Here is a 6022-nt window from a genome sequence, read left to right on the forward strand (position 1 = left end):
TTAGAACCAAAAGGAATAACATTCTGGCCCATGGCGCGGGCGCGCGACCGCCTGCGCTGGTAGGCTGCACGCCCCCTTCCGTCACCCAGCCGGTGAGCCACGCCCGTGATCGAGTTCCAGCGCCTGCACAAATCCTATGCCGTTGCCGGCCGCGAGATCAGCGCGCTGCAACCGTTGGACCTGACCATCGAGGCCGGTGAGGTTTTCGGCATCATCGGCCATTCCGGCGCCGGCAAGTCGACCCTGATCCGCATGATCAACCGCCTGGAAGAACCCAGCGGTGGCCGGCTGCTGATCGGTGGTGAGGATGTCACCGCGCTGGACGCGGACGGCCTGCGCGCGCTGCGCCGGCGCATCGGCATGATCTTCCAGCATTTCAATCTGCTGTCGTCGCGCACGGTTGCGGGCAATGTCGCCTTCCCGCTGGAACTGGCCGGCACGCCGAAGGCGGAAATCGACGCGCGCGTGGCCGAGCTGCTGCAGACCGTGGGCCTGGAAGCGCATGCGCAGAAGTATCCGGCGCAGCTGTCCGGTGGCCAGAAGCAGCGCGTCGGTATCGCCCGCGCGCTGGCGACCCGTCCGCAGATCCTGCTGTGCGACGAGGCCACCAGTGCGCTCGACCCGCAGACCACTGCTTCGGTGCTGTCGCTGCTGTCGAAGATCAATCGCGAGCTCGGCCTGACCATCGTGCTGATCACCCACGAGATGGACGTGATCCGCCGTGTCTGCGACCGCGTTGCGGTGCTCGATGCCGGCCAGATGGTCGAAACCGGTCCGGTCACCCGGGTGTTCCTGCACCCGCAGCATCCGACCACGCGCCGGTTCGTCAGCGAGTCGGAGCATGTGGACGAGGGCGCGCTGCACCGTGATTTCGATGCCGTTGGCGGCCGTATCGTGCGCCTGACCTTCCTCGGTGGCGACACCTACGAACCCCTGCTCGGCAGCGTCGCGCGGCAGACCGGGGTCGACTACAACATCCTGTCCGGGCGTATCGACCGGATCAAGGACACCCCGTATGGCCAGCTGGTGGTCGCCCTGGTGGGCGGCGACCAGTCCGCCGCGCAGGCTGCCTTCGTGGCCGCCGGCGTGCACGTCGAGGAGCTGCGTCGATGATCATTGCTGCTGCTGGCGGCTTCTTCCGTCACCTGGATGCGGGCAAGTGGGCCGACATCGGCCAGGCCACCCTCGACACGCTGCTGATGCTGCTCGGTTCGCTGCCGCTGACCCTGGCCATCGGCCTGCCGCTGGGCGTGCTGCTGTACCTGTTCGGCGCGCCACAGATGAAGCGGAGGCCGTTCGCCTATGGCGCGCTGGCACTGGTGGTGAACCTGCTGCGCTCGGTGCCCTTCATCATCCTGATGATCGTGCTGATTCCGGTCACGTTGTTCCTGATGGGAACCTCGCTGGGCGTGCGCGGCGCGATCGTGCCGCTGGTGATCGGCGCAGCGCCGTTCTATGCGCGCCTGGTCGAGACCGCGCTGCGCGAAGTGGATCGAGGCGTCATCGAGGCGACCCAGGCGATGGGCGCCACCACCTGGCAGCTGGTGACCCGCGTGCTGCTGCCGGAAGCGCGCCCCGGCCTGATCGCCGGTGCCACCGTCACCACCGTGGCCCTGATCGGCTTCACTGCGATGGGCGGTGCGATCGGTTCCGGTGGCCTCGGCGACCTGGCTTTCCGCGATGGCTACCAGCGTTCGCACACCGACGTGGCCCTGGTCACCGTGGTCCTGCTGCTGGTCCTGGTGCAGCTGCTGCAGATGCTCGGCGACCGCCTGGTCGCGCATTACAGCCGCAAGTAACCCGGTGCCGGGCGTCGCCCGGCGTCGTTCGGGTAGCGCCGGGCCATGCCCGGCGGCGGCATGACGCAATCGATCCATTGAAAACCTGAATCACCGAACCGGGACTGGCAGCACATCCAGTTGCTTGGTATATTCCGTGTGACGTAATACGTTTTGCGGAATGATCCGGTCCTTCCGTTGCAAGCACACCCGCGCCTTGTTTGAAGGCCACTGCGTGCGCGCCTGGCTGCCGATTCGACGGGCAGCGGAACGCAAGCTGCAGATGCTTGACTCGGCACAGACGCTGGCGTTCCTGCGCAGTCCGCCCGGCAACCGGTTGGAGGCACTGGCTGGCGACCGCAAAGGGCAGCACAGCCTGCGAATCAACGATCAGTGGCGGCTGTGTTTCATCTGGACCGACAGCGGTCCGCAATCCGTGGAAATCGTTGACTACCACTGAGGCATTCGCCATGAAGCCAACCAACAATCGCATGCGGGCCATCCATCCCGGCGAGATCCTGCGAGAGGAGTTCCTTTCCCCGCTGGCTCTGAGCGTGAATGCACTGGCGAGGGAACTGGATGTTCCGGCCACCCGCCTGCATGCCATCGTCCATGGCGAACGTGCGATCACCGCCGACACTGCTGCCCGGCTGGCGCGCCATTTCGGAGGTGATGCCGCATCGTGGCTGGCGCTGCAGGCGACTTACGACTTGAAGACGCTGCCCACGCTTGGCGAGATCGAGCGCCGCGTGCAGCCGCGGGCGGCGTAAGGCACGTCACGTCCGCCGGGCATGGCCCGGTATCGTTCAGGTAGCGCTGGGCCATGCCCGGCGACGCTTTCTCAGCGCACGTTCGGGACTTCGTAGCCCAGCTTGCCGACCTGTTCCGGATGCTGCGGCACGCGCTTGAGCTTGTCGGTGTTCACGCCGTACTCGTCGCGCAGGCGCTCGGCCAGCTCCTTGTACAGGGCTTTGTCCATGTCCGGCGTGCGCGAGAAGATCCACGCCATCTCGCGGCCCGGGTAGCCGATCAGTGCCCACGAATAGTCCGGGGCGACGTCCAGCACCCGGGAGTGGGTCGGCACCACGCGGTAGAACCAGGTGCGCCAGCCGTGGTTGCCGCTGTCCGGGTCGACGCTGGCGCGTGCGCGGATCTCCTGCAGGGGTTCGCCGAAGCCGTCGCGGTAGCGGTAGGTGATGCCGACCTTGTGCTCGTCGCGCAACTCGTACTCGTTGACGCTGGCGACGTGCCCGCGTTCGATGAAGTTCGGCACGCGGCCGATCACGTACCAGGTGCCCATGAAGCGCTTGAGGTCGATCGGGGCATCCGGATCGGCGCGCGGGGCGCTGGCACGGGGTGATGGCGGCTCACCGACCGCCATGGCGGGGCCCGCCAGGGACAGGGCCAGCAACACGGCGCAGAGCGGGCGGATCGAAGTCATGCGGGAGCGGGCTCAGGAGGGCTTTGCCTGAGCATGGTCGACTGAGCGTGCGCGATCCGTCAATGGTGTCGCAATCTGTGAGAAGGGGCTTGCCCAAGCTGTGTTGCATTGTCTACCGGAGAAGGCCCATGAACACACGTTCCGTCCGTCACCCTGCAACTGAACGCATCATCGAACGCGCCGACCCGCGCCTGCTGCGTGGCGTGCGGCAACTGGTGCTGGCCGGACTGGCGCTGGTACTGGTCTGGCCAGCGGCACGTGGCAGCAGCGCGTGGTTGGGCTGGCTGCCGATGTGGCTGATCGGCATGCCGCTCGCGGCCTGGTGGGCGCTGTTGCGCTTCCCGCTGCCGCGCCTGTCGCGGCTGCCGAAGGTGCGGCGTACCGGTGGACAGGCGCGTCGCCGGCGCGGCCCGGCGGCCACGGCCTGACCTTCGACACGGGGGAGGCCGCGGCATTCCGTGCTAGCGTTCCACGGCTTATGACTGCCTGGAGCTGCAATGTCACGACTCGCTTCCGCCTGCCTGTTGGCCGGCATGATGACCGCTGCCTCGGTGGGGACCGCCGTGGCCGCTGAAGATACCGACCGCTACGCCTGGCTGGAGGACGTCACCGGCGACAAGCCGCTGTCCTGGGTCAAGGAACAGAATGCCAAGTCCGAGGCGCGCCTGGCGCAGACCCCGGCCTTCAAGCAGATGGAGACCCGCATCCGCGAGGTGCTCGACTCCGATGCCAAGATTCCGGGCGTGCAGAAGATCGGCGACTACTACTACAACTTCTGGAAGGACCAGCAGCACGAGCGCGGCCTGTGGCGGCGCACCACCCTGGCCGAGTACCGCAAGGCGTCGCCGCAGTGGGAGACCGTGCTCGACCTGGATGCGCTGAACAAGGCCGAGGGTGAGAACTGGGTCTGGCACGGCGCCGATTGCCTGCGCCCGGATTACAGCCGTTGCCTGATCGCGCTGTCGCGCGGCGGCGCCGACGCCGACGTCACCCGCGAGTTCGACCTGGCCAACAAGACCTGGATCAAGGACGGCTTCTTCCGTCCGGAGTCGAAGGGGGGCCTCAACTGGGTCGACCGCGACACCGTGTTCGTCTACACCGACTTCGGTGCCGGCACGATGACCACGTCCGGCTATCCGCGCGTGGCCAAGCTGTGGAAGCGCGGCACGCCGATGGCCTCGGCCACCGTGGTGTACGAAGGCAAGCCGGAAGACATGTACATCGCGGCGATGCACGATGACACCCCGGGCTTCGAGCGCAACCTGGTCAGCCGCACGCTGGCGTTCTACAACAACGAGCTTTACCTGCGTGGCGACGACGGCACGCTGACCAAGATCGATGCGCCGAATTCGGCCGAGAAGGGCCTGCACAAGCAGTGGCTGACCCTGGAGCTGCGCGATCCGTGGACCGTGGGCGGCAAGACCTATGCCTCCGGTTCGCTGCTGGCCACCCAGCTGGACGACTTCCTGGCCGGCAAGCGCGACTTCGAGGTGCTGTTCACCCCGACCGCGACCACCTCGCTGGCCAGCGCCACCTGGACCAAGAGCCATCTGGTGCTGAACGTGCTGGACGACGTCAAGAACCGCCTGTCGGTGCTGACCCCGGGCGCAGATGGCTGGAAGACCAGCCGCTTCGTCGGCGCCCCTGCCTTCGGCACACTGGGCGTGGCTGCAGTGGACAGCAATGACAGCGACGCGGTGTGGCTGACCGCCACCGACTACCTGACCCCGACCACGCTGGCCCTGGCCGAGATCGGCCAGGCCCCGGAAACGCTGAAGACCATGCCGGCCTTCTTCGATGCCAAGGGCAAGGTGATCGAGCAGCACTTCGCCACCAGCAAGGACGGCACCCGCGTGCCGTACTTCGTGGTGCACGACAGGGCGATGAAGCTCGATGGCTCCAATCCGACGCTGCTGTACGGCTACGGTGGCTTCGAGATCTCGCTGACCCCGAGCTATTCCGGTGGCATGGGCCGCGCCTGGCTGGAGAAGGGCGGCGTGTACGTGGTGGCCAACATCCGTGGTGGCGGCGAGTACGGCCCGCGCTGGCACCAGGCGGCGCTGAAGCAGAACCGCCACAAGGCCTACGAAGACATGGCCGCAGTGGCGCGGGACCTGGTCAAGCGCAAGATCACCAGCGCCAAGCACCTGGGCGTGCAGGGCGGCAGCAACGGTGGCCTGCTGACCGGCAACATGCTGACCCAGTACCCGGAGCTGTTCGGTGCGGTGGTGGTGCAGGTGCCGTTGCTGGACATGAAGCGCTACAGCCACCTGTTGGCCGGTGCCTCATGGATGGCCGAGTACGGCAACCCGGATACCAGTGACTGGGAGTTCATCAAGACCTTCTCGCCGTACCACCTGTTCAACGCGAAGAAGAACTACCCGCCGGTGCTGTTCACGACCTCGACCCGCGACGACCGCGTGCACCCGGGGCATGCCCGCAAGATGGCGGCGAAGATGATCGACGCCGGCAAGGACGTGACCTACTACGAGAACATCGAAGGGGGGCACGGCGGCGCCGCCAACAACGCGCAGGCCGCGCACATGTCGGCGCTGGCCTACAGCTTCCTGTGGGAGCGGTTGGGCGGCAAGTAAGCAGAACGGAAAACGCCGCCCCAGGGCGGCGTTTTCCGTTATCGGGTAGCGGCGGGGGCCGGCCCCCGCGCGGCGCGGCGCGGCGCGGGGCGCGGGGCGCCCGGGCGGCGCGGGCCCTCGGTCGCCTATGTCCGTTCGTGCGTTGGGCGTGGGTGGGGGGGTGGGGGGGGGGGGGGGGGGGGGGGGGCCCCGCCCGCCCACCCCCCCCC

At 67.4% G+C, this 6022-nt stretch carries 7 protein-coding genes; 6 read left to right on the plus strand and 1 reads right to left on the minus strand.

Features of this window, described 5'->3' with window-relative positions:
* Positions 1–105 precede the first annotated feature (105 nt).
* The 4 genes from RCF13_RS17560 to RCF13_RS17575 all read left to right on the plus strand — a co-directional run bounded on the left by RCF13_RS17560 (position 106) and on the right by RCF13_RS17575 (position 2548).
* Positions 106–1113: a methionine ABC transporter ATP-binding protein gene (locus tag RCF13_RS17560; protein WP_005419464.1), complete on the plus strand. Its 1008-nt coding sequence runs from the start codon at positions 106–108 to the stop codon at positions 1111–1113.
* A complete protein-coding gene (locus tag RCF13_RS17565; RefSeq protein WP_065196496.1) occupies positions 1110–1799 on the plus strand; it encodes a methionine ABC transporter permease in 690 nt (229 codons plus the stop codon). Before RCF13_RS17560 ends, RCF13_RS17565 begins: the two co-directional genes overlap by 4 nt.
* 160 nt (positions 1800–1959) lie before the next feature.
* Positions 1960–2238, plus strand: a complete 279-nt coding sequence (locus RCF13_RS17570; RefSeq protein ID WP_061479868.1) for a type II toxin-antitoxin system RelE/ParE family toxin — start codon at positions 1960–1962, stop codon at positions 2236–2238.
* Between the two features lie 10 nt (positions 2239–2248).
* Positions 2249–2548, plus strand: a complete 300-nt coding sequence (locus RCF13_RS17575; RefSeq protein ID WP_061479867.1) for a HigA family addiction module antitoxin — start codon at positions 2249–2251, stop codon at positions 2546–2548.
* A gap of 71 nt (positions 2549–2619) precedes the next feature.
* On the opposite strand, the gene RCF13_RS17580 is transcribed toward RCF13_RS17575, so the two are convergent.
* Complete coding sequence (locus tag RCF13_RS17580) at positions 2620–3219, minus strand: lipocalin family protein (protein ID WP_134968216.1); 600 nt, start codon at positions 3217–3219, stop codon at positions 2620–2622.
* A gap of 128 nt (positions 3220–3347) precedes the next feature.
* Between RCF13_RS17580 and RCF13_RS17585 the strand changes: the two genes are divergently transcribed.
* On the plus strand, positions 3348–3647 hold the full coding sequence (locus RCF13_RS17585; protein ID WP_061479865.1) for a hypothetical protein: 300 nt from the start codon (positions 3348–3350) through the stop codon (positions 3645–3647).
* Between the two features lie 69 nt (positions 3648–3716).
* Positions 3717–5813 (plus strand): prolyl oligopeptidase family serine peptidase, encoded by a 2097-nt coding sequence (locus tag RCF13_RS17590; protein WP_134968368.1) that lies wholly within the window; start codon positions 3717–3719, stop codon positions 5811–5813.
* Positions 5814–6022 lie beyond the last annotated feature (209 nt).

It is taken from the genome of Stenotrophomonas maltophilia group sp. RNC7 (assembly GCF_030910085.1).
In the GTDB taxonomy this organism is placed as follows: domain Bacteria; phylum Pseudomonadota; class Gammaproteobacteria; order Xanthomonadales; family Xanthomonadaceae; genus Stenotrophomonas; species Stenotrophomonas sepilia.